General features: G+C 41.1%; 26 protein-coding genes. 24 read left to right on the top strand and 2 right to left on the bottom strand.

Annotated elements, in window-relative coordinates:
- Positions 1-13: 13 nt before the first annotated feature.
- The 9 genes from rhuM to AAC978_RS04910 all read left to right on the top strand — a co-directional run bounded on the left by rhuM (position 14) and on the right by AAC978_RS04910 (position 6,806).
- Positions 14-1,015, top strand: a complete 1,002-nt coding sequence (rhuM, locus tag AAC978_RS04950) for a RhuM family protein (protein WP_341546903.1) — start codon at positions 14-16, stop codon at positions 1,013-1,015.
- On the top strand, positions 1,012-2,235 hold the full coding sequence (locus AAC978_RS04945) for a restriction endonuclease subunit S (RefSeq protein WP_341546902.1): 1,224 nt from the start codon (positions 1,012-1,014) through the stop codon (positions 2,233-2,235). The genes rhuM and AAC978_RS04945 overlap by 4 nt, the downstream gene beginning before the upstream one ends.
- Positions 2,236-2,250: 15 nt before the next feature.
- On the top strand, positions 2,251-3,849 hold the full coding sequence (locus AAC978_RS04940; RefSeq protein WP_341546901.1) for a type I restriction-modification system subunit M: 1,599 nt from the start codon (positions 2,251-2,253) through the stop codon (positions 3,847-3,849).
- 407 nt (positions 3,850-4,256) lie between these two features.
- Positions 4,257-4,580: a PadR family transcriptional regulator gene (locus AAC978_RS04935; RefSeq protein WP_341546900.1), complete on the top strand. Its 324-nt coding sequence runs from the start codon at positions 4,257-4,259 to the stop codon at positions 4,578-4,580.
- Entirely contained in the window at positions 4,580-4,927 is a 348-nt protein-coding gene (locus AAC978_RS04930; protein ID WP_341546899.1) for a DUF1048 domain-containing protein, read from the top strand. The genes AAC978_RS04935 and AAC978_RS04930 overlap by 1 nt, the downstream gene beginning before the upstream one ends.
- A gap of 9 nt (positions 4,928-4,936) precedes the next feature.
- A complete protein-coding gene (locus AAC978_RS04925; RefSeq protein ID WP_341546898.1) occupies positions 4,937-5,278 on the top strand; it encodes a DUF1048 domain-containing protein in 342 nt (113 codons plus the stop codon).
- Between the two features lie 176 nt (positions 5,279-5,454).
- A complete protein-coding gene (ygiD, locus tag AAC978_RS04920; protein ID WP_341546897.1) occupies positions 5,455-6,234 on the top strand; it encodes a 4,5-DOPA-extradiol-dioxygenase in 780 nt (259 codons plus the stop codon).
- A gap of 24 nt (positions 6,235-6,258) precedes the next feature.
- The gene (locus AAC978_RS04915) at positions 6,259-6,462 is read left to right on the top strand and encodes a hypothetical protein (protein WP_341546896.1); all 204 of its coding nucleotides are present in this window, start codon (positions 6,259-6,261) and stop codon (positions 6,460-6,462) included.
- Positions 6,459-6,806 (top strand): DUF2200 domain-containing protein, encoded by a 348-nt coding sequence (locus AAC978_RS04910; protein WP_341546895.1) that lies wholly within the window; start codon positions 6,459-6,461, stop codon positions 6,804-6,806. The genes AAC978_RS04915 and AAC978_RS04910 overlap by 4 nt, the downstream gene beginning before the upstream one ends.
- 92 nt (positions 6,807-6,898) lie before the next feature.
- Here the strand turns inward: AAC978_RS04910 and AAC978_RS04905 are convergent, their stop codons facing one another.
- Together AAC978_RS04905 and AAC978_RS04900 are read right to left on the bottom strand one after the other, a co-directional pair.
- On the bottom strand, positions 6,899-7,969 hold the full coding sequence (locus tag AAC978_RS04905) for an HD-GYP domain-containing protein (protein WP_341546894.1): 1,071 nt from the start codon (positions 7,967-7,969) through the stop codon (positions 6,899-6,901).
- Positions 7,970-8,110: 141 nt separating this feature from the next.
- Positions 8,111-8,431: a helix-turn-helix domain-containing protein gene (locus tag AAC978_RS04900; protein WP_341546893.1), complete on the bottom strand. Its 321-nt coding sequence runs from the start codon at positions 8,429-8,431 to the stop codon at positions 8,111-8,113.
- 525 nt (positions 8,432-8,956) lie between these two features.
- Between AAC978_RS04900 and AAC978_RS04895 the strand changes: the two genes are divergently transcribed.
- The 15 genes from AAC978_RS04895 (at position 8,957) to AAC978_RS04825 (ending at position 22,528) form a co-directional block, all read left to right on the top strand.
- Positions 8,957-9,790, top strand: a complete 834-nt coding sequence (locus tag AAC978_RS04895; RefSeq protein WP_341546891.1) for a GGDEF domain-containing protein — start codon at positions 8,957-8,959, stop codon at positions 9,788-9,790.
- 103 nt (positions 9,791-9,893) lie between these two features.
- Positions 9,894-10,385 (top strand): (4Fe-4S)-binding protein, encoded by a 492-nt coding sequence (locus AAC978_RS04890; protein ID WP_341546890.1) that lies wholly within the window; start codon positions 9,894-9,896, stop codon positions 10,383-10,385.
- Between the two features lie 311 nt (positions 10,386-10,696).
- Entirely contained in the window at positions 10,697-11,836 is a 1,140-nt protein-coding gene (locus tag AAC978_RS04885) for an ABC transporter ATP-binding protein (protein ID WP_341546889.1), read from the top strand.
- On the top strand, positions 11,826-12,482 hold the full coding sequence (locus AAC978_RS04880) for an ABC transporter permease (protein WP_341546888.1): 657 nt from the start codon (positions 11,826-11,828) through the stop codon (positions 12,480-12,482). Before AAC978_RS04885 ends, AAC978_RS04880 begins: the two co-directional genes overlap by 11 nt.
- A gap of 22 nt (positions 12,483-12,504) precedes the next feature.
- Positions 12,505-13,401, top strand: a complete 897-nt coding sequence (locus AAC978_RS04875; protein WP_341546887.1) for a glycine betaine ABC transporter substrate-binding protein — start codon at positions 12,505-12,507, stop codon at positions 13,399-13,401.
- A gap of 358 nt (positions 13,402-13,759) precedes the next feature.
- Positions 13,760-14,716 carry an LCP family protein gene (locus AAC978_RS04870; RefSeq protein WP_341546886.1) on the top strand — a complete coding sequence of 319 codons (957 nt, stop codon included), beginning with the start codon at positions 13,760-13,762 and terminating at the stop codon, positions 14,714-14,716.
- A 180-nt stretch (positions 14,717-14,896) separates the two neighbouring features.
- Positions 14,897-15,577 carry a YveK family protein gene (locus AAC978_RS04865; protein WP_341546885.1) on the top strand — a complete coding sequence of 227 codons (681 nt, stop codon included), beginning with the start codon at positions 14,897-14,899 and terminating at the stop codon, positions 15,575-15,577.
- Positions 15,578-15,591: 14 nt separating this feature from the next.
- A complete protein-coding gene (locus tag AAC978_RS04860) occupies positions 15,592-16,263 on the top strand; it encodes a CpsD/CapB family tyrosine-protein kinase (protein ID WP_341546884.1) in 672 nt (223 codons plus the stop codon).
- Between the two features lie 26 nt (positions 16,264-16,289).
- Positions 16,290-17,000, top strand: a complete 711-nt coding sequence (locus AAC978_RS04855; protein WP_341546883.1) for a tyrosine-protein phosphatase — start codon at positions 16,290-16,292, stop codon at positions 16,998-17,000.
- Positions 17,001-17,032: 32 nt separating this feature from the next.
- A complete protein-coding gene (locus AAC978_RS04850; protein WP_341546882.1) occupies positions 17,033-17,980 on the top strand; it encodes an NAD-dependent epimerase/dehydratase family protein in 948 nt (315 codons plus the stop codon).
- Positions 17,973-19,016, top strand: a complete 1,044-nt coding sequence (locus tag AAC978_RS04845; RefSeq protein WP_341546881.1) for a glycosyltransferase family 2 protein — start codon at positions 17,973-17,975, stop codon at positions 19,014-19,016. Before AAC978_RS04850 ends, AAC978_RS04845 begins: the two co-directional genes overlap by 8 nt.
- A gap of 50 nt (positions 19,017-19,066) precedes the next feature.
- On the top strand, positions 19,067-19,948 hold the full coding sequence (locus tag AAC978_RS04840) for a polysaccharide deacetylase family protein (RefSeq protein WP_341546880.1): 882 nt from the start codon (positions 19,067-19,069) through the stop codon (positions 19,946-19,948).
- The gene (locus AAC978_RS04835; RefSeq protein WP_341546879.1) at positions 19,887-20,771 is read left to right on the top strand and encodes a hypothetical protein; all 885 of its coding nucleotides are present in this window, start codon (positions 19,887-19,889) and stop codon (positions 20,769-20,771) included. The genes AAC978_RS04840 and AAC978_RS04835 overlap by 62 nt, the downstream gene beginning before the upstream one ends.
- Positions 20,728-21,615 (top strand): sugar transferase, encoded by an 888-nt coding sequence (locus AAC978_RS04830; protein ID WP_341546878.1) that lies wholly within the window; start codon positions 20,728-20,730, stop codon positions 21,613-21,615. Before AAC978_RS04835 ends, AAC978_RS04830 begins: the two co-directional genes overlap by 44 nt.
- Positions 21,572-22,528, top strand: a complete 957-nt coding sequence (locus AAC978_RS04825; RefSeq protein WP_341546877.1) for a glycosyltransferase — start codon at positions 21,572-21,574, stop codon at positions 22,526-22,528. The genes AAC978_RS04830 and AAC978_RS04825 overlap by 44 nt, the downstream gene beginning before the upstream one ends.
- Position 22,529 lies beyond the last annotated feature (1 nt).

Below are 22,529 nucleotides of genomic sequence, written 5' to 3'. Positions count from 1 at the left end.
AAGGAGGGACATAATGAAAGAAATACAATTTCTAATGTATGATGCCGATGAAAAAGTGGAAGTGCTTGTTCAAGAAGAAACGATCTGGGCAACACAAAAAACAATCGCAGAATTATTTGATGTCGATAGAACATCAATTTCTCGTCATTTGAAAAATATCTTCGAGACTGATGAACTCGATGAAAAAGTGGTTAGTGCAGAAATTGCACATACCACTCAACACGGTGCAATGGAAGGGAAAACACAAACAAAGCCAGTAAAATATTACAACTTAGATGCGATTATCTCAATTGGCTATCGTGTGAATTCGCAAAAGGCGACGAAGTTCCGGATTTGGGCTACGGATGTCTTAAAAGAATACATTCAAAAAGGTTTTAAGATTGATGTTGAACGTATGAAACAAGGTGAGAATGTTTTTGGCAAGGATTACTTCCGTGAGTTACTTGAAACTGTCCGCTCAATACGAGCAAGTGAACGACGGATATGGCAACAGATAACAGATATCTTTGCCGAGATTTCATACGATTATGATAAGAACTCAGATATCACAAAGAAGTTTTATGCGACAGTACAAAACAAGTTTCATTATGCGATTACAGGGAAAACTGCTGCTGAAATTATTTATGACAGTGCTGATAAAGACAAAGAACATATGGGGCTAACTACTTGGAAGAATTCACCTGACGGGCGGATTTTACAGTCAGATGTTGTAGTTGCAAAGAATTACCTTTCTGAAAAAGAAATTCGCAGTCTAGAACGTAACGTATCAGCTTACTTTGACTATGTAGAGCGTTTGCTTGAAGATGAAACATTATTAGGAATGCAGGAATTTGCGACAAGTATTGATGAATTTTTGAAGTTCAACCGCTATGAAGTCTTGGAAGGGCATGGGCGTATTACACAAAGTGCTGCTAAGGAAAAGGCCATTGGCGAATATAAAGAATTCGATAAGCATCAGAAAATATTTTCTGATTTCGATAAAGAAATTAAGAAAATACAGGGAGAGCAGAAATGAGCGAAAAGAAAGAAAATGTACCGAAGATAAGGTTTCCGGGATTCACCGATGATTGGGAACAGCGGAGACTTGAGGAACTTGCAGAATTTTGGAAAGGAAGCGGTTATGCAAAGAATGATTTAATCGAAAGTGGCTCACCAATCGTTTTATACGGTCGTCTATATACTAAGTACGAAACTGTCATAAATGATGTAGATACTTTTGTAGAGATGAAAGACAAATCTGTAATCAGTGAAGGAAATGAAGTTGTTGTCCCTGCATCTGGTGAAACAGCAGAAGATATTTCAAGAGCGTCAGTTATTGGTAAATCTGGACTTATACTTGGGGGAGACTTAAATATCATCAAACCCAATCAAAAAATTGATCCTATTTTTTTGGCTTTGACGATTTCAAACGGCACACAGCAAAAAGAAATGTCTAAATGCGCTCAAGGGAAATCTGTTGTTCATTTGCATAATTCTGATTTGAAACAAGTGAACTTGCTCTATCCTAAATTGGAAGAGCAACAGCAAATTGGGAGGTTTTTTATTGAAATCGACCACCTTATCACCCTTCATCAGCGTAAGTTAAATAACATTCAAAATTTGAAGGCAGGGCTGCTTCAAAAAATGTTTCCGAAAGATGGCGAGGATTTTCCGGAAGTTCGTTTCTCTGGGTTCACTGACGCTTGGGAACAGCGGAAGTTAGACGACTTACTCGTAGAATATGACAATAAAATAAAGGGTGGAGAGTATCCAATAGCTACCTCTTCCCGACAAGGAATCTTCCTGCAAGCTGAATATTTTGATGGTGCAAGAAGCAATATCAACGATTCTCTGACATTTCACTTGGTACCTGAAGGCTATGTTACCTACCGGCATATGTCAGATGACTCTACGTTCCATTTCAATCAAAACACCGTGGGAACGCCTATTCTTGTTAGTAAGGAGTATCCAGTGTTCACCTCAAACAGGAAAAGTGACACCAAGTTTATTCTGTACCATCTAAACAATTCTTCCAGCTTTGCAGCTTTTTCGCATATGCAAAAACTTGGTGGAACCCGAGTGCGTTTGTACTACAGGGTATTGAAAGAATACCAATTATTGGCCCCAACTGTCGATGAACAGAGGAGAATTGGAGCTTTTTTTAATAATCTCGACCACCTCATCGCTCTTCATCAGCGTAAGCTGGAACATCTGCAACTACAGAAGAAAGCATTACTGCAACAAATGTTTGTCTAGGAGGAAAATAACATCATGAGTAATAATCTACAAACCATTACAACAAAGCTGTGGGCGATGGCCAATGAGCTTCGTGGAAACATGGACGCCGCTGAATACAAGAACTATATTTTAGCCTTTATGTTTTATCGTTATCTGTCCGAACATCAAGAACGATATTTAGTTGAAAATAATGTGATTGATGTTGCCATCGGCGAATCCGTGAATAAAGCCTATTTAGAACAGGCCAATGGTGACGATTTAAATGACTACTTAGAAGATATTTCTTCAAGTCTAGGCTATGCCATTGCACCCCTTGATACTTGGACATCTTTAATACAAAAGATTGATAACAGTATGGTAATTCCAAGTGATTATCAGACTATTTTTGATAACTTCAATAAAAACGCCGAATTAAATAAAGAAGCTGTCAAAGATTTTCGTGGGGTGTTTAACGACATCAACCTTGGCGACTCACGACTGGGTTCTTCGACAAATGAACGTGCGAAATCACTTAACCGTATTGTCAAGCTTGTTGATAGCATTGATTATAAAGGGGAAGATGGCAAAGATATTCTTGGCGCAATCTACGAATATCTAATCGGACAATTTGCAGCAAGTGCAGGTAAAAAAGGTGGGGAGTTCTATACACCTCATGAAGTTTCGAAAATTTTGGCTAAAATCGTTACTAATGGTGTAGAGGAATCGGATAATACTTTTTCGGTATATGACCCAACTTGTGGATCGGGGTCCTTGCTTTTAACTGTTCAAGATGAGCTGCCTGGTGGGGATAAACCGGGGGCGATTAAATTCTTTGGTCAAGAAAAGAATACCACAACCTACAACTTAGCTCGTATGAACCTGATGATGCATGGAGTCTCATTTAACAACATGACCCTGTCTAATGCCGACACCCTTGAAAGCGATTGGCCCGATGGACCTGATGCCAAAGGAAACGACCACCCACGCTCTTTTGATGCTGTAGTTGCGAATCCTCCTTATTCAGCTCATTGGGACAACAGCGAAACCAAACTAAAAGATCCACGCTTTAGAGACTATGGTAAACTCGCTCCTAAAACTAAGGCGGATTATGCCTTCATTTTACACAGTTTGTATCACCTGAATGATACTGGAACAATGGCGATTGTATTACCCCATGGTGTCTTGTTCCGTGGCGCAGCGGAAGGGACGATTCGTCAAACCATCATTGAGAAAAACTACCTTGATACCGTTATAGGGCTACCTGCCAATTTGTTTTACGGTGTAAGTATCCCAACTACGATTTTAGTATTCAAGAAAAACCGAAAAACAAAAGACATCCTGGTTATCGATGCAAGCAATGAATTTGAAAAAGGTAAGAATCAAAATAGGCTTACTGATAAAAACATTGATAAGATCATTGCAACTTACCGAGATCGTGTGGATGTTGATAAGTACGCCCACGTGGCATCACTTGAGGAAATCAAAGAAAACGAGTTTAATTTAAATATTCCTCGTTATGTGGATACGTTTGAAGAAGAAAAAACCATTGACCTTGATGAAGTAAATAAATTATTAGAGCAAGATAAAAAAGAGATTGCTGAGTTGGAAGCCAAGATCAATGAGCAGTTGAGAATACTAGGCATTAATGTGTAGGAATTGATGTGAAAGGGTCAAGAATGTTGTTTCTTGACCCTTTTGTTGCATTCGCTTGGGACGCTCCGTCCCTTGTCCGCATATTCTGTCATTAGACGGATTAAAGAAAGTACGGGCATGTGGAGTGAATGATTTATCGGTCGCCGTCTGAAAGACCACCGACCTCTACGACCCACCGCAAGCGTAGGAGCGCAGTATCGGCTTAAATGATGAAGAGCGGGGGCAGGCTCTAGGAAAGTAAGATTTTCCCGTGCCTCTGCCCCTCTCTTATTTTTTACACTAAATGATATATCTGTGAGCAGAAATTATCTCTATACTATTGACACGAATGCTACTAAGCATTACTATATAGTGGTAGTAAGTATTACAGGATATATGTGTTACTATATAGTTGAGAGGTGATTCCTTTGGAAAACATTACAGAGATGCTTAAAGGTGTTCTAGAAGGCTGCGTGCTTGAAATCATCAGTCATGAGCAAACCTATGGTTATGAGATCACGCGACGGCTGAACGCCCTCGGATTTTCGGATGTTGTGGACGGGACAGTTTATACCATCTTAGTCCGGCTTGAGAAGAATAAACTCGTGGACATTGAGAAAAAACCGTCAGATATGGGACCGCCGCGAAAGTTTTTCAAGCTTAACGACGCGGGGCGTGAGGAGCTGATGCGGTTCTGGGAAAGATGGGAATTCGTATCATCAACAATTAATGTGTTAAAGGAGAGGAAATAATGAATTTCTGGGAACAAATCACGGGAAGTGACATGACTAAAGAATTTAAAAGCTTCGAGTCGCGAGTCAAAAAACTACCGACTGATTATCAAGGGGCATGGGAGAAAATCAATGGTTGCCTTTGGCAAAACTCAGATTTCACCGGTCGCAATCTCATGCCGATTTTTGACGGTGTCCTTAGCCTGCTAGAAGAAGGGGCTGCAGATGGTCAGAGTGTCCAAGAGGTTTTGGGTGACGATATCAAAGGCTTCTGCTCAGCCCTGGCCAGCGAAGCAGGGGCAAAGTCTATCCGCGATAAGTGGCGTGAGCAGCTCAACAGCAATATCGCTAAGAAATTAGCTAAATAGGAGGGTAAAATGAGAATACAAGAAATCATCGAAGGCAAAAAAGAGTGGCGGACGCACGTAGCGCGCGTCAAAGTGCTCCCGCAAGATTATCAGATTGTTTATAAAGAGATTCAAAAATACCTTTTTAAGGTCGGCCCGGTTGAGCTAACCGACGGGATAGGTTTGCTCACGGGGATTGTCGATCTTTTTGAGGAGGGCGTGGCCTCGGGGAAAGGCGTGCTCGAAGTAACGGGCAGGGACGTAGCGGCATTCTGCGACGATCTGATCAAAGATTCGAAAACTTACTTTGACATCTATCAAGAAGCTGTTGACCAAGAAGTTTTTAAGGCCATGAAAAAGGTTACAGATTAAGGGTATCGTTTCCTTATTGGCAGGTTATTCTGCAAAGTAAGGAGAATGTTCTGTGCTCAAAATTGGATTTGATTAAAGTTTGGTTTACAATATGAAATATCGAGGAAGCCACAACGTTTATAAACTGTTATACAAGTCCTTGATGGTTCCAAGAATGATCGAAGGGAGAGTGAAAAATGAATATCATGTCAAAGATGCCAGTTCTATTTGTCGGGCATGGCTCCCCCATGAATGCCATTGAAGACAACGAGTATTCAAGAACTTGGCAACAAATAGCGGATAGGATACCCAAACCAGAGGCGATATTATCTATCTCTGCTCATTGGTATACAAAGGGTACCAAAATTATGAATGAGGAAACACCTAAAACTATCTATGATATGTATGGCTTTCCTGAAGAACTGTATGAAATTATCTACAATTCACCGGGCTCACCTAGGTTTGCTAAGTTATCTAAGGAGCTCATTTCCAAGGAAACAGAATATGATAACACTTGGGGAATTGACCATGGAACATGGTCAGTGTTAGTTCATATGTATCCAGATAGAGAGATACCTGTCTTTCAAATTAGTATAGATGCTGATGCTCCCCCGGAAGCACATTATAATATAGGTAGAGAATTAAGAAGCTTAAGAGAAAAAGGCGTTCTTATCTTTGGCTCAGGGAATATAGTTCATAATTTAAGATTAGTTGATTGGAAAATGGGTAATAAGGGCTTTGATTGGGCATATGAATTTGATGATTATATATATGAGAGTATTGTAAATATGAATCATAATAATATCCTGAAATTCAATGAACAAGGTAATATTGCGAAGCTTGCCGTACCAACTCCAGACCATTTTTATCCTTTGTTGTATGTACTTGGAGCCACAGATGAAGAAGACAAGGTAAGTGCTTTTAATCGATCCTGCGAACTTGGATCATTAACAATGACAAGTTATCTGTGGGAATAATACTTATTTGTGGGAGGTGAGACTATGCCAGACTTTACATCCGAAGAATTAAGCGAAGCGTTTCGCGCCTTGCGGTCCACGCTCCATAAGTGCGAAAAGATAGATGCCACAAAGCTGGGCAAGTCACAGCAGACTCTTCTTGAACGACGAATCGCCGCCTTGAAGGTTGCCCTGACCCTAATCGAAAAGGAACATGACCAAAAAGTGCAAGGAGAGAAAACACTATGAAACCGAGAATATTTACCACTGCATTTTCCAAAGTCTACCCACTACTCGTCCAAAAGGTGGAGAAAAAGGGCCGCGCAAGAGATGAGGTCGATGCGGTCATTTGTTGGTTGACGGGATATGACGAGCATGGCATGCAGGCGCAAATTGAAAAAGAGGTTGATATTGAGACGTTCTTCGCAGAAGCCCCGCAAATAAACCCAAATTCCCACAAAATCACAGGAGTAGTCTGCGGCGTTCGCGTCGAAGAAATTGAAGACCCACTTATGCAGAAAATCCGCTGGATGGACAAGCTGGTTGACGAATTGGCAAAAGGCAAAGCACTCGAGAAGATTTTGAGAAGTTGAAATCTTAAAAACAAAAAAGAAGCAAAGAGGATTTATAAACCTTTTTGCTTCTTTTTTGTTTCTTCTATGTTAATTGATAATTTATGAACTAACTATCTATTTTCGATTCCAACGATCATCAGTGAAGGATGGTCGACTAGGTTATAATCAATAGGAGAAAATAGACGATTATAAAAATCATGAGTCATCCGTACATAAGGACGGGTTGGGAAGCTGGGATTTTGCTTTACTACATTACCCCTTTGTCCGTTGCTTAAGCGGATACCTGTACCGGTGGGATAGGGGGTTATACATTTAGCAAAGACCTTCTGCACTAGAGTAGGTTCAAAGAGTCGATCAGAATTGGCAATTAAATATTCATAAGCCTCATAAGGCTGATGAGCATTACGATAAATCCTTTTGCTGGTAAGTGCTTCGTATACATCAGCAACAGCTGCCAGTCTTGCATATTCGTGGATCTGTATTCCTTTTAGTCCCCGTGGATAGCCACTACCGTCCCAGCGTTCCTGATGTTGAAGTGCTACATGTGCTGAAACTATATTGATATCACGGTTTCTTCGAAGAATCTCAAACCCGTAATCTGGATGCTTTTTGATCTCATCAAATTCTTCCAGTGTCAAAGGCCCTGTTTTATTGAAGATTTCATATGGAATCTTAATCTTTCCTACGTCATGCATGAGTACACCCATGCCGAGCTCTAATAATTTATCTTCTGACCAACCCATGGAAATCCCCATGATCAAGGCAATGATCGTAGTATTTACAGAATGGTGAAAGGTGTAATCATCATATCCCTGGATATCAACGACATTACTTAGCAATCCTTTGTTATCAAGAAGGTCGCCAACAATATTTCGTACAGCGTTCTTAACCCCATCCAACTTACCTGAGCGAAGTCGCGACTCATCGATATTCTTACTTAAATTAAGAACAGCTGCATAAGCTACTTCTCGAGTCTTTAAGGACACAGCTGAAGAAACCTCAACATCATCAAAGGTAGAATCCTCGATAAACATTGAATCCAAACCTAGGCGAGCTAATTTATCGATATAGCTTCTTGAAAGTGATATTCCTGCCTGTAAAAGTATTTTGCCATTAGGAGCTATCAAAGGCCTGGCAAGCACAGCACCTTCATCGACAAACGCGATATTTACTAAACGCATTTATATTACCCCTATTCGATTATAATAGTTACAAATTATAGTATAAATCCATAATATTTAGAAATTCGCCGAGAAATTGCCAAATCCTCTTCTTATATTGATTCTATAATTTAAGAATTTTTTTTCTTAAAAGAAAAAGTGCTACTTGCTAGAGAAATAGAGAAGAGCAAAATTCTTGATAAAGAGGATATCTTCGGGATCCTTGCTAATTAATAACTGCACGAGCTCCTTCAAGTCGCCGTTAATTTCTTGATTATCAGAGAGCATAAGGGCACCTGTCAAATCCAAAACCTCGGAAATTTTGGCAATCATTGACACTGATGGAGTTTTGAGGCCGTTTTCCAATTGGCTGATATAACCGACACTGACCAATAACTCTTCGGCTAATTTTTCCTGAGTATATCCTCTGAGCTGTCGGTATCTTCTCAAATTGTTTCCTATCTCGCGGGCTATATGCTCCATAGAAAATCTCCTTTATAGAATCTATATGTTATTTCAGTATAAACTACTAGTTTTAGTTTGTTAAGCAAAATCTTACTTACAGTTTATGTCCAGTTAGAAAAAAATGGTGTATATTAATTAATAGTGACGAGCGAGCTCGAATAAGAGCAAATTAGTGTTCGAGCGGGGTCTATTTTGATAGTATAAGTCTGAAATAAGATGAAAAGTATCGGAAGATATTTGATTCTGCCTCAATTGATTAGAATTGTTAAATGAGGTATAAATATGTGTAAAAGAAAAATACCAGAAAGCAGAGAAATTGATCAAAATCTAATTTTTTTATTGAATATAGATAGTCTCAATTTGATTTTTAATATAATTTCCATTGGATTAATGGTTGGTAGTGTCCTCAATCTCGTAGGGCACTTTTTTTGGGAAGATTCTTTATCTAGCGTTCTGATTTTAAGTGGCATACTATTATTTCTCGGTTGTTTTTTACAGGTGCTCATTCGGTTCAAGGTAAGGGAAGAGATAATTGTAACTTTTTTGATCATTATCAGCACCTTAATCACCCCGCTTTTTTCCTTAAAGTACATAGAAGTAGGAAGCTTAACAGTATGGGCGATTCCCTTTATCCTGATTATCATTTCGCTTGTATTTATCTCACCTACGATGCTTTTTTGGGTAGGCCTATCGGCACTTTTCACCCAAATTTTTGTTTGGGTATTTGCGCCCCCGACTCCGGTTGTGGTGGTTGATGATTCTGATTACATACTCAGGATAGGTTTTTTGGTTATTGCGCTTGTTGCTGCTTATTATATCAACAGACTATATGTTGATAAGCTGAAGGAAAATGCCTATTATACCAAAAGAATACATGAGCTAGCCTATCATGATTATTTAACAGATTTGCCAAACCGGGTATTATTTAGTGATCGTCTTAATCAAGCGATCCTATCAGCCAAACGAACGAATGAGAATTTTGCCGTGATATTTTTAGACCTGGATGACTTCAAAAAGGTTAATGACACCCTGGGACATGACCAGGGAGATCTACTCTTAAAGGAAATTGCTAATAAATTGACTGAGACCCTGAGGGAGGAAGATACCGTTTCCCGCTATGGCGGGGATGAGTTTCTTGTTTTAGCTCAGAATATCTCTGCTGAGGCAATTGAAGAGCTCCCCCGAAGAATTATCGAAAGCCTAGAACGCCCCTTCGACCTCGAGGGACAAAGTATTTATATTACTGCTAGTCTGGGGGTTTCAGTTTACCCAGTCGACGGAGAGACAGTGGATCAGTTAATAAAAAGCGCGGATATAGCTATGTATAAAGCTAAGAAGAATGGCAAAAGTCAATATGTAATTCTTTCACAAGTATAGCAGGATATTTATTCATTCCTCGATAATTCTCTTATTTTTAACTATTATTTAATAGACATGTTATATAATAATAGTATAGATAGATGATTAAGGGGGAAGGAAGTTGGGTAAGGATAAGGCGACAACACTCGGGTCAGATGGGGCAGATAACACCAGAGTATATAGAACTGATGATTTAATCGTTTATTGGGATGCTCGGCAATGTTCACACGCCGGCAAGTGTTGGAGGAATTTACCCCAAGTCTTTAGACCTGATGAAAGGCCTTGGGTAAACTTGGCATCGGCAACGCCGGAAGAAATCATTGCTACTGTGGATAAGTGCCCCACAGATGCCCTAAAATATGAATTGCCGGAAGGATCTAAGGTAAATCCTGAAATTGCCCAGGGAATGGGTTCAATAAATTATAAGAAACTTGAAACTACCTCGATAAAAGTTAAAATGACACGTAGTGGGCCGTTGCGTGTAGAAGGTTTGGCTCAGGTTTTTGATGCGGATGGAGAGTTGATCAAGCAGTCTCACCGTATTATCCTGTGCGGCTGCGGAAAGAGCGGTAACCGACCTTTTTGTGACGGAAGCCACGCTAGTCAGTCGTAATCAAGAAAACACTGCAAGGAAATAAACTACTTTCAAATAATAAACTGCGAGAAGGGCGAGACCCTTCTTTTTTATATGCATTTATATGATTACACCCAGGTGACAACTTAGAAAATATGCGAGTGTGGTAGTAAATATAAGGATACGCTACTATTTGCTAGGAATTATCCTGCCATTCCCTGGAGATGACCAATAATCACCAATTAGCCTTTTTGACCTCAGAAACCCAAAGTGATAAACTAATCAAGTGACAACTTATGAAATACATGAAGTTGGTACATTGAAGTTTCGCTAAGGGGGGATAAATTCCTATGATTAAATTTGAAAACGTCAGTAAGAAGTACGAAGATGGCACAGAAGCCGTAAAATCGCTTAATTTTGAGATAAATGATGGTGAATTGCTGGTACTCATCGGCCCCAGCGGGTGCGGTAAAACGACAACAATGAAAATGATCAACCGTCTAATTCCGCATACCGGAGGCAGAATTACCATCGACGGTAAGGACATCGATGCTATTGACCCGGTGCCTCTCCGTCGTAATATTGGGTATGTTATTCAACAGGCAGGTTTGTTTCCTCACTATACTATCGAAGATAATATAGCGCTTATACCAAGGCTTAAAAAATGGAATGAATCTGAGATCAAGGAACGCGTCAATTATTTGATGGAAGTGGTCGGGTTGGATCCCGCTGTATTTGCTGGACGATATCCAAGGGAGCTTTCCGGTGGGCAGCAACAGCGGGTTGGGGTAGCTCGAGCCCTGGCCTCCAACCCAGATATTATTTTAATGGATGAGCCTTTTGGCGCACTGGACCCCATTACCCGCGAACAGCTTCAGGATGAATTAGTGCGTATTCAGTCGGAAATGCATAAAACCATTGTTTTCGTCACTCATGACATGGATGAAGCGCTCAAGCTTGGGGACAGAATTGCCGTAATGAGGGATGGCGAGTTGTTGCAATTGGATACTCCGGACCAATTGCTGAGTAATCCTTCCCACGGTTTTGTCGAAGAGTTTATAGGAAAACAACGGATCTATCAAAATCCGGAGTACATTCCCGTTACTGATATCATGCGGGAGAATCCGGCCATAGTCCTACCGACTAGAACACCTACAGTGGCTATCAGCTTTATGCGTCAACGTAAAACCGACACCTTGATTGTTTGCGACGAAAAAGTCAAATTGTTGGGGATCATACCCAGTTATGATTTACATGCCAAAAAGGAAAGTATCCATACTTTGGCAGAGATCGTGCAGCCTATAGAAACGATTCTTGAGAGTACGGCCACAGCCAAGGATGCCTTGCAAATGATAAACAAGGCCATCTATGGAATTATCCCGGTTGTCAATGAGACTCGTAAAGTGATCGGTGTTGTTACCCGTGGCTCGCTGTTAAGCTTTTTTGCCAATCAGTGGTCCGGGGAAGGAGTGGATTCAGATGAGAAATGAGTCATTATGGACACAAATTATGCTTCAATTGGAAATGCGTTGGCCGGATTTAATACAGGCATTGGGTCAGCATATTCAGCTAGTTCTCTTTTCCATGCTGATCGCTATCGCCATCGGCATCCCTCTCGGAATTTTGATTACCCGCATTAAATCCCTGGAAGGGCCTGTTCTGGGAGCAGCGGGAATCTTACAGACTATTCCTAGTCTCGCCTTGCTGGGCTTTATGATTCCCTTGTTTGGCATCGGTATCAAAACTGCTGTGTCAGCGTTATTTCTCTATTCTTTGTTGCCGATTATCCGCAACACCTATACAGGGATTAAGGATGTGGATAAAGCAACCATCGAGGCGGCTAGAGGGATGGGGATGACAGATTTCCAGATTCTCTTCAAAGTTCAATTGCCCCTTGCCCTGTCTGTTATGATGGCGGGAATCCGAACGGCTACAGTTATTAACGTCGGTACGGCTACCCTAGCGGCTTTCATTGGCGCCGGCGGTCTGGGGGATTTCATCTTCCTTGGCATCTCGAGAAACTTAGATGCTCTGGTGTTAATCGGAGCTTTTCCGGCTGCGCTGCTAGCACTGCTGCTTGATTGGCTGCTGGGCAAGTTGGAAAAAGCAACAACACCAAGAGGATTAAAGGTTTAATAAGAAGTAAAAGGAGTACAACATGAAAAAGAAAATTCTAATACTGGGTTTGGTAGCTGCGTTATCACTTGCCCTATTTGGCTGTGCCGGGGGTGGAGCTAAGAGTGGTGAAACCATCACCGTTGGTTCGAAAAACTTTACGGAGAACATCATCATTGCGCATATGATGGCTGATCTGGTGGAAGCTCATACGGATCTCAAAGTGGAAAGAAAAGTTAACCTCGGGGGCTCTAATGTTGCGTGGACAGCACTAGAGAACAATGACATTCAGATGTACCCTGATTATACTGGAACCATCGTGGCCAACTATTATCAGGAGAACACAGGAACAAGTGAGGAAACCCTAGCTATGACTAAGGAATTAACTGCCGGAGATAGTCTAAAAGCATTAGAACCTATGGGTTTCAACAACACCTACACCCTTGCAGTGACACAAGAAACAGCTGAAAAATATAAGCTGAACACCTACAGTGATTTGGCTAAAGTAGCTAATGACTTAATTATTGCTTGCGAATTTGAATTTATTGATCGACCGGATGGATATCCGGGGCTTCAAAAGACTTACAACATGAACTTTAAGGAAGTTAAGGGTATGGACCATGGGATCATGTTCCGCGCTTTGAATGAGAATGAGGTAGATGTGATTGATGCCTTTAGAACCGATGGTCAGATTAAAGTATTCAATTTGAAAATACTCGAGGATGATCAAGAATTTTTCCCGCCCTACGATATTTTGCCTTTAGTTCGTCAGGACACTCTTGATAAATATCCGGAGCTCGAAGGAATTCTTAATAAGCTGGCAGGAAAAATAGATGATAATACTATGCAGGAATTAAATGCTATGGTAGATGACCAGGGCATGAAAGAAGAAGTTGTTGCCCATGATTTTCTGGTAGAGGCAGGTCTGATCGAGAAATAGTAATCCTTTAATTAAGAAGACCCAGTAGCTTATCGTTAAGATAAGTTGCTGGGCTTCTTTTATGGTGTCGGGGTGACTTTCTTTTCTGCTTTCTTTTTCTGCTTCGCAATATTCTTCGGACTTTTATCTCCCATGTTAAATACCTCCAACGCGTCATTACCCCTAGTATAGTATTTATATGGGAAATTTATACACTTACTTTACTGCTGAATTTGCCTACTCAGGCTGTTCAAGAGGGAATATATGCCTGCATTTGGTTTTGCGATTATGAATGATTTCAAAAAAGTGCACATAGCTTACACTAGATACTCGTCAATACCTTCTGATCTATATTAAATGGGGTGAGCTACTATTGAAATTGAAGAGATTTTGGGTGGGCATTTTTTTGGGCTTGGGGATAGTTGCAATCATCGCAGGGGTTTATGACTGGAACCGGCAGACAATCCATCACCCGAAGGTAGTGTATCAACCTGAGGTAGCACCAATAGAAAATACAGCAGCAGGGCATGAAAAAGTTGATATGTCGCCCTTGCCAGAGGCAAAAGGGAGAGTGAATTTCCTTGCTCTAGGTATCGATAACGAAGGAGACGAGCCAGGAAGAGCGGATTCTATCATCGTCGTTTCAGCAAATCTGGACAGTCATCAGGTCTCGGTTATCTCTATCCCCCGGGATACCCGTGTTAGCCTTTCCGGGGTTGGGTTAACCAAAATTACACATGTCAATGCTGTGGGTGAGGTACGGGGTGGTGTTCACGAAGGAACCATGGAAAGCGTGAAAGCTGTTGGCGATTTATTAGGCATAAATATCAACTATTATGCAAAAGTAAATTTTAGTGGATTTCAAAAAGTAGTTGATGCACTTGGGGGTGTGCAGGTCAATCTTCCGAATGCTGTAAATGACGCTTCATCAAACCTCCATTTATCAGCGGGTGCGCATTATCTCTCGGGTGAGGAGGCCCTAGTGCTAGCACAGGCACGTCATGATTTGCCAGGGGGAGATTTTGACCGTCAGCAAAATCAGTTTTATATCCTTCGAGGTCTAGCTGGTCAATTGCTTAAGCCCTCGACCATCTCTGACTTACCCCAGTTATTATCGGTTATGCGGGAGGATTTAGTAGATACCAATATGTCAATTTCTGAAATGGTAATGCTGGGACTCGAATTCAAAGGGATAGATAAAGAAACTATAAAGTACTACCAGTTACCAGGACAAGGAATCTCTGCGCCTGATCCGTTAGTGGGAGCATGTGTTTACTATTATGAACCCAATCAGGAAGGCATTAAGAAAATTGTACAAGAAGTCCTGACTAGATAATTTTCCGGGGACGTAGTAGCCGTCATTTTGCACTTATAGATGATGGGAGTTTTGCGATCGTAGAAATTGGATAAATCAGGAATATTTTATAAAAAAATTTTATATTGTTTAGAAGGAAACTGTTTTGACAGCCTATCTCAAGTAGAAAGATAGTGTTATCAGGGGAGCGGGGAGGCAGTCATGGAAGAAGGAATAGATTTAAGGCAGTATTTGAAAATACTACGCAAACGCTGGAAGATCGTCCTAACGTTACCGCTTATCGCCGCAATCATCAGTGGCGCAATTAGCTTCTATGTCTTAACACCAGTGTATCAGGCTTCTACTACGCTGATTGTTGGGGAAAAAACTACGGGCATGATGCAAGAAGAAGGACGGAGTATTGATTATGACGTCCTTCTGGCGAATCAGCAGCTTACCAAAACCTATAGCGCAATTGCCCAAAGTCGAACTGTTAAGCAAAATGCCCTAACAAAATTAAATTTGCCTTTGGGTGTTGAAGAACTTGGCTCAATGATTTCGGTTAAACCAGTCCCGAATACAGAGATATTGGAGATTCAAGTAAAGCATTCGAGTCCTGAACTGGCTGCTTCAATCGCGAATACGGTAGCTCGGGAGTTTTCCAAAACGGTTATAGAAATAAAAAAAGTAGATAGTGTTAGTATAGTGGATCGGGCGGTGATCCCAGAAAGACCTATTGCGCCACGAAAATCACTGAATGTTTTAATTGCTTTTGTTGTGGGCTTGATGGCTTCGCTAGGACTCGCTCTCTTGCTTGAAGCTATGGATAATACCATTGTGAGCTCTGAGGATGTGGAGAAGTATTTAGGAATCCCAGTGTTGGGGAGTATTCCACAAGGGTAAGGGGGATGGCTGTAATGCCAAATTCATTAATGAACTTAGAAAATTCTAAATCCCCAATCTCTGAAGCTTATCGTACACTCAGAACAAATATTCAGTTTGTGAGTGCAAATTCGGGCGTCAAGAAAATAATGATCACAAGTGCCTGCCCTGAGGAGGGGAAATCATTCGTGGTCTCAAATTTGGCAGTTTGCATGGCGCAGTCAGGAAAGTCCGTTCTTGTGGTAGATGCTGATTTGCGCAAACCCACTCAGCACAAACTCTTCGAGGTGGAAAATGGGGAAGGGCTTTCGGTTGCTTTAATGGAGGTAGTAGCCCAGAAACCTGACTTTAAGGGCTATATTCGTGAAACCGCAGTTCCAGGTGTTCGGGTTATTACAGCTGGACCCATCCCCCCGAATCCTGCAGAACTTCTCAGCTCTAAGTCGCTAAAGTATTTAATAGGGGTACTTAGTGAACAGTTTGACGTGATTCTCTTTGATACCCCTCCCATCCTTGCAGTTACTGACGCGGCTATTCTTGCCCAAGAGGTTGATGGGGTCGTCTTAGTTCTTACCTCAAGCAAAGTGACTAAGGAGCAGGCAAAACGGGCCAAGGAATTGCTAGATCAAGTCGGGGCCAAGATTCTCGGAGCTGTCCTAAATAAAGTGAAGATAAAAGCCAATGAATATTACTACGATTATCATTGAAGGCTCAACGAAGAGGTATCAGTCCGATGATGGATATTCATAGTCACATTCTTCCTGGAATAGATGACGGTGCGAGCAGCATGGATGAGACCCTAGGAATAGTGCGTCAGTTGCAGGAAGCAGGATTTAATACCCTTATCGCTACCCCTCATGTCATGGATGGAAATAGTTATGCGAAACCGGCGGAAATCCTGGCTGCGACAGAACGGGTAAAAAAGTGTATCTTAGAGGCTGGCATCCATGTGGATATTTTACCGGGCGCAGAGAATTATATATTCCCAGATATGGTGAACTGGGTTCTTGAGGGAAAGCTACTCACCTTAGGGAATACAAAGAAGTATTTACTTGTTGAGCTACCCCTGCTAGAAATACCCCTCTATACGGATCATGTATTTTTCAACCTACAAGTTAATGGAATAACCCCGGTTCTTGCACATCCGGAGCGCTATAAGGCTTTAAGTGAAAAGCCGGAGCGTCTACTTGAATGGGCAAAGAAAGGTATCCTCTTTCAACTGAACTTAAGAAGCCTAAGTGGAAAATACGGTCCACAACCCTTGCGTCTAGCTAAACTTCTGCTTCAAAATCATTTGATTCATTTTATTGGATCTGATGCTCACCGGGTATCCCGAAATCCATTTGCATATAAGGAAGTACTCCGGCATCTCCACGAAATTCCCGGAGAAAAGCTGTGTCATGAGTTCTATGTCCCAAGGCCCGCAATGCAAGAGCCTCAATAACAGAGGAGTATATAAAGGTAAGGTGTAAGTGTGTGAAAGTTCTCGTAACTGGTGGAGCCGGTTTTATCGGATCCCATATTGTGGATTATTTAATAAGGGATAAATATGAAGTGTTGGTTGTCGATAACCTATCCACAGGTAAAGAAGAAAATATCAATGCTTCTTCGGTCTTTTACAGGGTCGATATACTAGACTATGCGAGCCTAGAAGCAGTTTTTCAGCTGGAACATCCGAATTATGTAATTCATCAGGCCGCTCAAATCAATGTTCACAATTCAATCCTTAATCCCTCTTCAGATGCGGCAACCAATATTTTAGGAACAATTAACCTTCTACGTTGCTGCGTAAAGTTTCATGTTGAAAAAATAGTCTATGCATCCTCAGCAGCTGTTTATGGTAATCCAGCTTATCTAGGGATTGATGAAAAACATCCTTTAAGACCACTTTCCTTTTATGGAGTTTCTAAGCTGACACCAGAGCAATACTTGAAGAGCTTCTCTGATTTATTTCAATTGAAATATACCATCCTTCGTTATGCTAACGTTTACGGTATACGCCAAGACCCGAAAGGGGAGGGGGGAGTTGTTTCGATTTTCATGGATAGGCTTCTCCAGCGTAAGCAACCGGTTATTTTTGGAGATGGTACTCAAACTCGGGATTTTATCTATGTAGAGGATGTAGCTTTAGCGAACTTAGCTGCTTTGCACCTAGGAGATGGTCAGGTATTTAATATTAGTACGAACCAAGCCACAGAAGTGACAAAGCTGTTAGAGAGAATGAACGAGATTTGTGGTACCGAAATCAAGCCCGCCTATTTGGAAGCAAAACCCGGAGATATAAAAACTTGTTATTTAAATAACAATAAAGCTCAACAGTTGCTCTTTTGGAAACCAGGTTTCTCTCTGACAGAGGGATTGGAATTGACTCTGGATTATTATAGCCAAATGTATTCGGTTAAGAAAGGTGATCTCCATGCTTGAAGTTTCAATTATTATTCCAACCTATAATGAAGAGCGGTTTATTAAAACATGCTTAGATTCTATTTATGGACAGAGTTTCCCTGTTAATAAAATGGAGATCCTCGTTATCGACGGTAAGTCAAGCGATCAAACGATTCAGGTCGTAAAGCAAGAAATAGAAGCTGGGAGGAGTAACCTAAGATTGCTTGAAAATCCTCAACGTATTCAAGCCAGTGCGCTTAATTTGGGTATCCGGGCCTCCACTGGAAAATACATCGTAAGGATGGATGCTCATACGACGTATGATTGTGACTACGTGAAAAAATGCGTGGAGATTGCCAGGGACACTGGAGCAGATAATGTCGGAGGGATTGCCATTGCAACTGGTAAAACTCGAATCGGGAAGGTCATATCTCTTGCTCTTTCTTGCTCCTTTGGAGTGGGGAATGCTGTCTTTCGTTTGGGCGGAATCGACGGGGAAGTAAAAACAGTTCCTTTTGGAACCTTTCCACGCGAGACTTTTGAGAAGTTTGGTTTGTTCAATGAGTCATTGGCTCGCTGCGAGGATAAGGAATTTAACTACCGCATACGCAAGGGAGGCGGCAGGATTTTTATGTCCAAGGACCTTAAGGCTTTTTATAATAACCGGGAAACGATTCGTGGTCTTGCGAAACAATGTCACGATAATGGACTTTGGAATATGTTTACTTTAGTCCTAAGTCCAGGTTCATTATCCATTCGGCACTTCGTACCATTTGTTTTCGTCAGTTCATTGATTGGTATCGGTACGGCAGTGCTCGTGGGGTTATTGACAGCGTCTTGGTTACAGACTCTTGCTTGGGTTTTAGTGATAGAGTTGTGGCTCTATTTTATTCTTAATATTATATTCTCCATGAGATTAGCCCAGCAGGAAACGTATCATCAGCTTCCATTACTGATGCTGATCTTTTTTGTGATGCATACAAGCTATGGCTTGGGATCGATTGTAGGGGCCTTTAAAACTCCTTGGTTCAGGAATAAGGTGCATAAGGCTACCCAAGCCAGAGTTAGTGTTTGAAGTCTCGTTCAAAGAAAAAACTAGAAGCTTTGAGGAAGTGCTGCAGTATCATGGGAAAACAAGCCATGGTGACCTTGTCTTTTGATGACGGTCGAGAAGATACCTATCGAGTAGCATTCAAAATTATGAAAGAATACGGCCTTGTTGGCACAATTAACGTCACCACAGGCTGGGTAGATGGCTCTTGGTCAGTTACTAATTGGCCCTCGGCTGTTGACGGAGCCATGACTATCGAACAGGTTAAAGAATGCTTTAACTATGGCTTTGAGATAGCTTCCCATGGGGATACACACATCACTGAGGTTAATGATCTAAGAGCTTGTTTGATAAAGTTAAGAGGATGGGGCGTCATTGATCCTGATTATCCAGGTTTTGCCAGCCCATATTCAGAGCTAACGGCTCAAAACCTAGCAAAGACTGCACCGATCTTTATGGAGAACAACATTAAGTATGTAAGAACGGGCCATTCTCACAAATGCAAACGATGGCCGATGCGAATCCTATTCATTTTACAGTGGCTCACAGGATCAAGTTTGCTTTTCCAAACATTCTTTAAACATAATAGTATTTTATTGCCAATGAACCAGCCCTTTATGCTACCGGCTAGTGAGATTAAAAGGTCTCATTCAGCAAATCAAGTCATAAGATTGTTGCAAAGAAGTATTAGCAGTAAGTCCTGGAACATATTGATGCTACATAGCATTCTTGAATCTAAGGACAAAGGCTATGGTCAAGATGTCTGGTATTGGGATGCTGATGAATTTCGGCAACTGTGTCAATGGCTGAGTAAGCAAGATAAACAAGATATTGCTGTAGTCACCACAAAAGTGGGTCTGAAAAATCTCTTGGAAAACTGGGAGGAGTCAAGGGATGTGGTCAATAGAAGTGTTGGTAGCCGCTATGCATCAAAAAGATGCGGAGCTTTATTTTAAATTAGGGTTAAAGACCAATGCGGTGATTGCTAATCAGACGGATCACTATGAGTATGAGGAATACAGCATTGATGGCAATACGTTGAAGGTTGTATCAACCAAGGACAGAGGGGTCGGTAGAAATAGAAATATAGCGTTGCTTCATGCTACTGCTGATCTTTGCGTAATAGGTGATGAAGATCTGATTTACAATCCCGATTATCCCCAAGTGGTAAGTCGTGCTTTTAATGAATTATCAGATGCTGATATAATAATTTTTCATCTTGATTTTTTGCCTGCTTCCAGTGTTTCAATAGTTGATAAACGATGTATTGGCAAAATTAAGAGGGTTCGTTTATTTAATTTTGCTAGATATGGTGCACCGCGGATTGTCTTTAAACGGGAGAGCATAGCCAAGGCAAATATTTGGTTTTCCTTATTGTATGGGGGAGGGGCAAGGTATTCGGCGGGCGAAGATACGTTGTTTTTACGGGAAGCTCTACGGAAGGGCCTGAAAATTTATACTTATCCCCAAAAAATCGCCGATGTAAGACAAGAGGTCTCCACCTGGTTTATGGGATATACTGAAAAATACTTCTTTGATAAAGGTGTCGTCATAGCCAACGTGTTTCCGAGGGTAAAGTATCTGGCAGGTTTATACCTAGCCATACGTTTTAAAGCGAGGACAGAATTTTCCTATCGACAACTTATTAGGCAGATTTATGCTGGAATCAAGGCATTTAGAGATGGGGCTTCCTATGACCAATGGAAAGAAAGAGAAATTAGGGGAGGGGAGAAGAATGATGGGGAAAAACCTCTTCTGGAAGCGAACGTCCGAAAATAAGAAAGTACTATGTGTTGGCAATTCAGCTTCAGAAACGAGGTTATTGAAGGAAGAAATGGAGATCATCAACACCTGCTTAGAGAGGGGTGAGGAGGTTCTTCTCGTCCCGGACCTAATGGAAATATTAGTCTATGGTGCTGAACTTCAGTATGTTGATGATAGCTTAATGTTCAAGCTTAAACCGCTAGGATTAACTCCCACACAACGTTTTATAAAAAGAGCTTTTGACTTGATCGTCGCCTTGATTCTCTTGGTTATAATAAGCCCGTTTATGATATTTTTAAACTTATTGATTCCTATTCTATCGCCAGGATCTCCGATCTTTAGCCAAGAGAGGCTAGGTAGAAGTAACTTTGTGTTTAAGATGAAGAAATTTCGGTCCATGGTAGACAATGCCGAAGCGAAGACTGGTCCAGTGTTGGCTATTGAAAAGGATCCTCGAATTACTGAGTTTGGGTCCTTTCTTCGGGGAACACGATTGGACGAGTTGCCACAATTATTTAATGTCCTTAAGGGGGAAATGAGCCTCGTTGGACCTCGGCCGGAGCGGGAATTTTTTGCTGGTCAATTTACAAAGACCATACCATATTACAGCTATCGCACGATTGTAAAACCAGGAATTACGGGATTGGCTCAAGTCAAGGGAAAGTACACCACGAGTCCGGAGGATAAATTGCGGATGGATTTAATATATATATGCAATTATTCCTTAGGGTTAGATATAAAGATTCTACTGCAAACGGTGAGGGTGGTGTTAAAGAGGGAAAAGGCAGCGGGGGTGAGAGTTAGGAGAGAAGGTAATGAACCCAAAGATATCGATAGTTGTTCCTATTTACAACGTTGAAAGGCATTTGGACCAGTGCGTCGGGAGTATAAGGGATCAGACCTATTCGCACCTAGAAATAATCTTGGTGGATGACGGGAGCCCAGATGGTTGCCCGGAAATGTGTGATGACTATGCTAAGCAGGATTCACGAATTAAAGTGATCCATCAAATAAATAGCGGGTTGTCTGAGGCCAGGAACAGTGGTCTGAGTGTCGCAACGGGAGAATATATTCTATTTGTCGACGCAGATGATTATATTGATCTTAATGCCTGTGAACGTTTGATTGATATCATGAACAATCAAAAGCCTGATATTGTGGCGGGCAATGTCAGAAGAATAGAAGGTAGCAAGGTATTCGAAATGAGCCATGCCTTAGATACCCAAGCAAAGACGATAGCAGGAGCGGATTTTTTAAAGAACGAGCTTAAAACCAAAACGATGCATAGGGTTGTCTGCCCTAATCTATTTAAAAGGGAATTTCTTTTAGCGCATCAATTAAAATTCAAAGTTGGAATTCTTCATGAAGATGCTCAATTTACGCCTAGAGCTTTTCTGAGGGCCAATGAAGTAATGGGTACGAATTTAACTTTCTATAATTATTTAATTCGCGAGGGGTCAATTACCAAGAAGGCCGACTTGACAGTTAACGGAATCGATCTTATACAAACGTGTTATGAGTTAGCGGGGATATATAAAACTTTAGAAGATAAAGAGTTAATACGTCTCTTAAATGATGATTTAGTAACCTTGTATTTGTATGGATTTCAAATAGGTCGCCTTTATCGAAAAGAATATAATCCGTTGATTAGTAAGGGGTTTCTTATCAAACGAGCACTATCCTTAAGAAATCGCGGCAAAGTTATTTTGTTTGTGATTAGTATAAGGTTGTATTTTTTCATAAATGCATTTCTCAAAGCACTCAGGAGGTAAG

Source organism: Desulfitobacterium sp. THU1 (genome assembly GCF_038181555.1).
Classification (GTDB): Bacteria; Bacillota; Desulfitobacteriia; order Desulfitobacteriales; family Desulfitobacteriaceae; genus Desulfitobacterium.
The sequence above is the reverse complement of the archived record's forward strand: the minus strand, read 5'-3'. Positions and strand labels throughout refer to the sequence as shown.

Coding starts and splice junctions, on each gene's coding strand:
- AAC978_RS04855 (WP_341546883.1), top strand. CDS start 16,290: ATGATGGATATTCATAGTCACATTCTTCCTGGAATAGATGACGGTGCG.
- AAC978_RS04845 (WP_341546881.1), top strand. CDS start 17,973: ATGCTTGAAGTTTCAATTATTATTCCAACCTATAATGAAGAGCGGTTT.
- AAC978_RS04915 (WP_341546896.1), top strand. CDS start 6,259: ATGCCAGACTTTACATCCGAAGAATTAAGCGAAGCGTTTCGCGCCTTG.
- AAC978_RS04830 (WP_341546878.1), top strand. CDS start 20,728: ATGATGGGGAAAAACCTCTTCTGGAAGCGAACGTCCGAAAATAAGAAA.
- AAC978_RS04905 (WP_341546894.1), bottom strand. CDS start 7,969: ATGCGTTTAGTAAATATCGCGTTTGTCGATGAAGGTGCTGTGCTTGCC.
- AAC978_RS04880 (WP_341546888.1), top strand. CDS start 11,826: ATGAGAAATGAGTCATTATGGACACAAATTATGCTTCAATTGGAAATG.
- AAC978_RS04940 (WP_341546901.1), top strand. CDS start 2,251: ATGAGTAATAATCTACAAACCATTACAACAAAGCTGTGGGCGATGGCC.
- AAC978_RS04875 (WP_341546887.1), top strand. CDS start 12,505: ATGAAAAAGAAAATTCTAATACTGGGTTTGGTAGCTGCGTTATCACTT.
- AAC978_RS04900 (WP_341546893.1), bottom strand. CDS start 8,431: ATGGAGCATATAGCCCGCGAGATAGGAAACAATTTGAGAAGATACCGA.
- AAC978_RS04885 (WP_341546889.1), top strand. CDS start 10,697: ATGATTAAATTTGAAAACGTCAGTAAGAAGTACGAAGATGGCACAGAA.
- ygiD (WP_341546897.1), top strand. CDS start 5,455: ATGAATATCATGTCAAAGATGCCAGTTCTATTTGTCGGGCATGGCTCC.
- AAC978_RS04930 (WP_341546899.1), top strand. CDS start 4,580: ATGAATTTCTGGGAACAAATCACGGGAAGTGACATGACTAAAGAATTT.
- AAC978_RS04925 (WP_341546898.1), top strand. CDS start 4,937: ATGAGAATACAAGAAATCATCGAAGGCAAAAAAGAGTGGCGGACGCAC.
- AAC978_RS04825 (WP_341546877.1), top strand. CDS start 21,572: ATGAACCCAAAGATATCGATAGTTGTTCCTATTTACAACGTTGAAAGG.
- AAC978_RS04840 (WP_341546880.1), top strand. CDS start 19,067: ATGGGAAAACAAGCCATGGTGACCTTGTCTTTTGATGACGGTCGAGAA.
- AAC978_RS04865 (WP_341546885.1), top strand. CDS start 14,897: ATGGAAGAAGGAATAGATTTAAGGCAGTATTTGAAAATACTACGCAAA.
- AAC978_RS04835 (WP_341546879.1), top strand. CDS start 19,887: ATGTGGTCAATAGAAGTGTTGGTAGCCGCTATGCATCAAAAAGATGCG.
- AAC978_RS04860 (WP_341546884.1), top strand. CDS start 15,592: ATGCCAAATTCATTAATGAACTTAGAAAATTCTAAATCCCCAATCTCT.
- AAC978_RS04945 (WP_341546902.1), top strand. CDS start 1,012: ATGAGCGAAAAGAAAGAAAATGTACCGAAGATAAGGTTTCCGGGATTC.
- AAC978_RS04910 (WP_341546895.1), top strand. CDS start 6,459: ATGAAACCGAGAATATTTACCACTGCATTTTCCAAAGTCTACCCACTA.
- rhuM (WP_341546903.1), top strand. CDS start 14: ATGAAAGAAATACAATTTCTAATGTATGATGCCGATGAAAAAGTGGAA.